Origin of the sequence: Prosthecobacter sp. (assembly GCF_049294395.1) — a bacterium.
Lineage (GTDB): Bacteria > Verrucomicrobiota > Verrucomicrobiia > Verrucomicrobiales > Verrucomicrobiaceae > Prosthecobacter.
Genome location: NZ_JBAQCR010000399.1, coordinates 1 through 3,189 on the forward strand (window position 1 = coordinate 1; position 3,189 = coordinate 3,189).

Here is a 3,189-nt window from a genome sequence, read left to right on the forward strand (position 1 = left end):
ACCGCAGACAGCGGCGGCCGCCGCACGCCCCTCACCATCGCCGTCAGCAGGCCCGGCTCATCCGTGCTCAGCCAAGTCTTCATCATCCGCCCCTCCGTCTTCCCCCACGGCCCCGGAGACGTCGCAGACAATGCCTCCCTCTCCTACCCCTGCGCCATCGAGCACGAAGGCAAACTCTACATCGGCTACTCCAACAGCGGCGGCCGCCGCGGCAACCACAACAGCGCCGAACTCGCCATCATCCCCATCTCAAAACTCAGCGCCTTTTGAAACAGCCAGGGCTGGGGACATCCCGCAGTTCCGCCCCTCGCCCCGCTCAGGAAGTGCAGTCGCACCGCAAAAAAAAACGCCCGGCAGGAGATCCCGCCGGGCGTTTTTTCCACACATCAAACATCACACCTCAGCAGCACTCGCAGCTGCACCCACTTTGGCAGTCTTGCGGCGGCGGCGCTTCCTGCGCAGGCGCCGTGTTCGTGGAGCCCGCGCTGTTCGTGCCGATGAAAGTCGAGTTCACATTGTCCGGGTCATCCTGGCGGTGGCGGTCCTTCAGCGACTTGTCCCCGCCGAAGTAGATGCGCAGCCCGCCCAGCAGATGCGCGTAGCCGTTCTCACCCACGCCTCCGTCCGCGTAGATCGCCACGCCCTTCATCGGTGTCTGCCACTCCACATGCGCCATGTAGAAGTTGTGGTTAAAGCGGCTCTGGTACTCCAGCCGCACCATCAGATCCTCCACCGGATACACCGCCGCGTAGAGGCGCGCCGCCACAAAGCTCTGGTGCGTCGCCAGCCCCGGAAACGTCGTCGGCACATGCGAGTCATAGTTGTCATACCCCGCCACCGCACCCAGCGTCACCCGCTTGAAATAGTACTCGCCCTCCGCGCCCACGATCACATCCGTGAATTTCTGGCTCGTCGTCCAGCTTGAGACCAGGCCGATCAGCCCCTTGCCCGGATCACGCGCAAAGAAGTGCGTGCCCACGCCAAAGATGTTCGTCGCGAACCCATGCTGATACAGCCCGTCAAACTGCGCCCCAAAGCGCTGCCCCAGCGGCACGGAGAGCGTCCCCGCCACACCCCGCGTGGAGCTGCGGTTGATCGCCCCGTAGTTCGCATCCAGCTTGCCATTGAGGCCCGAGACCGCAGGCTCCGTGGCCGCCGCCGCGATCCCTTTCACAGGTTCGCCAGCACAGAGTTGAGTCACAGATGCCGCAGCCAGGGCCGCGAAAAGAGGGAGGGTAGGGAAGAGTTTCATCGGAGTGAGAGCCTCGTACCATCTCTTTCAGTCCATCAGGATTCAATAAGACTCTGATTTAAACGCCCTAAAACTAGCCTTATGCCACGATCCACTGAAAACAGGTCTGTATCTGAGCCTGTGAAGCCTCTGCGATCATCACTGCACCATGGCCCCTCTTCAGACCCAGATGGAAGGTCAACCCTCCAGAGCAGCGCGCGCCGCAGGGCGGGTAGGGAACCGCTGTGCGGGTCCGAAGCTTCGGGTCTGTGGCGTCGCGGGCGCTGAAAAAGGTGCGCCGTCCTTGGAACGTGGAAAGGCAGGAGCGATGGGCCGTTGCTGCGAGGGGTTGCGGATGGGGTGAAATGCCACAGCCGAGGGAAAACAGCTCGGCTTCTCAGGCTCTCCACTTGAGGCTGCATCAAGACTCCTTTTCAACTGCTGATGATATAGCGGTTCGCAAAACTCCTTTCCGTTTAGCAGGCTGCTTCTTGCTCGAAAATCTGGGGCTTCCTTCTTCGCTAAAGCTGCGCAGGACAAGTCGACGGCGGCTGGTTGAGGACAACCAGCCCTGCCCGCGAGGGGCATTCGAATGTCCGGCGCGAGGTAGGGCGGCTTGTCCTCAAGCCGCAGAGCGTCTCCACGCTCACTTTCCGGAAATCAGTTTCGCAAAACGCTATATCAGCTCCATGCGCCCCCGTCCATTCGCACAAAAAAAACGCCCGGCAGGGGTTCCCGCCGGGCGCTCTTCAAAATCTTAACCGAGGTCCAGATCAGCAGACCCGGCCCCACACCTCATCAGGGTGGGGGTGGTGGCGGCGGTGGTGGTGGGCCGCCCGCAGGCGCTTCGCCCACATCCGTCGAGCCCGCGCTGTTCGTGCTCAGGAAGGTCGAGCCCATGTTGGACGGGTCATCCTTGCGGTGGCGGTCCTTCAGCGGCTTGCTGCCACCGAAGTACACGCGCACACCGCCCATCACGTGGGCGTAGTTGTTGTCACCCACGCCAGCATCCGCAAACACCGCCACACCGCTCACCGGCGTCTGCCATTCCACATGCGCCACGTAGAAGTTGTGGTTGAAGCGGCTCTGGTACTCCAGGCGCACCATCAGGTCATCCATCGGGTAGATCGCCGCATACACGCGCGCCGCCACAAAGTTCTGGTGATCCACCAGCCCTGGGAAGGTCGTGTTCACATGCGAGTCATAGTTGTTCCACCCGACCACCGTGCCCAGCGTCACCTTGTCGAAGTAATACTCACCTTCCATCCCCACGATCACGTCTGTGAATTTCTGGCTCGTCGTCCAGCTCGATGCCAGGCCGATCAGCCCCTTGCCCGGATCACGCGCAAAGAAGTGCGTGCCCACGCCATAGATGTTGGTCGAAAAACCATGCTGATACAGCCCGTCAAACTGCGCCCCAAAGCGGTGGCCCAGCGGCACCGAGAGAGATCCCGCCACACCTCGTGTGGAAGCACGATTGATCGCGCCGTAGTTGGCATCCAGTTTGCCATTGATGGCAGACACAGCGGGTTCGGAAGCAGCCGCCGCGATGCCCTGTGGGGGCGGCGAGCCAGCGTGGATCTGCGTCACCGAAGTGACCGCCAGAGCGGCGAGGAGTGTATTAAGGATCTTCATACTCAGTGTTGGTTGATCCGCGCTGCACCTACAGCGCGGGCGGCCAGACTGGCAGAGTACCGCCTTATGGCAATCAAGATCGGTTTAATAATCCTTTAGTCACGCGCCCTGCCCACCGCTACTCCTCACCACCTGCGCACCCGCCGTCAGGGCAGGGGGAGACCCTCCGCAACCTCCCGACCCGCAATTTCACAACACACACCCGCCTCTGCAAACGGCCCCGAGTTCACTCCGCCAGGATCATCCCCACCGCCCCCATCAGCAGCAGCGCCCCCGCCGCATGGCACCAGCCAGCCAGCCGCCGGTACCGCCGCAGCCTGCCC

At 62.3% G+C, this 3,189-nt stretch carries 2 protein-coding genes and 1 pseudogene; 1 reads left to right on the plus strand and 2 read right to left on the minus strand.

All coding sequences use genetic code 11. From position 1 onward, the window contains the following. Positions 1–270: pseudogene (locus tag WAW39_RS27395) on the plus strand (cycloinulo-oligosaccharide fructanotransferase); the annotation flags it as partial. 130 nt (positions 271–400) lie between these two features. Here the strand turns inward: WAW39_RS27395 and WAW39_RS27400 are convergent. After that, positions 401–1,252 (minus strand): hypothetical protein, encoded by an 852-nt coding sequence (locus tag WAW39_RS27400; RefSeq protein WP_422322434.1) that lies wholly within the window; start codon positions 1,250–1,252, stop codon positions 401–403. Positions 1,253–2,029: 777 nt separating this feature from the next. Continuing rightward, positions 2,030–2,866 carry a hypothetical protein gene (locus WAW39_RS27405; RefSeq protein WP_422322436.1) on the minus strand — a complete coding sequence of 279 codons (837 nt, stop codon included), beginning with the start codon at positions 2,864–2,866 and terminating at the stop codon, positions 2,030–2,032. Between the last annotated feature and the right edge of the window lie 323 nt (positions 2,867–3,189).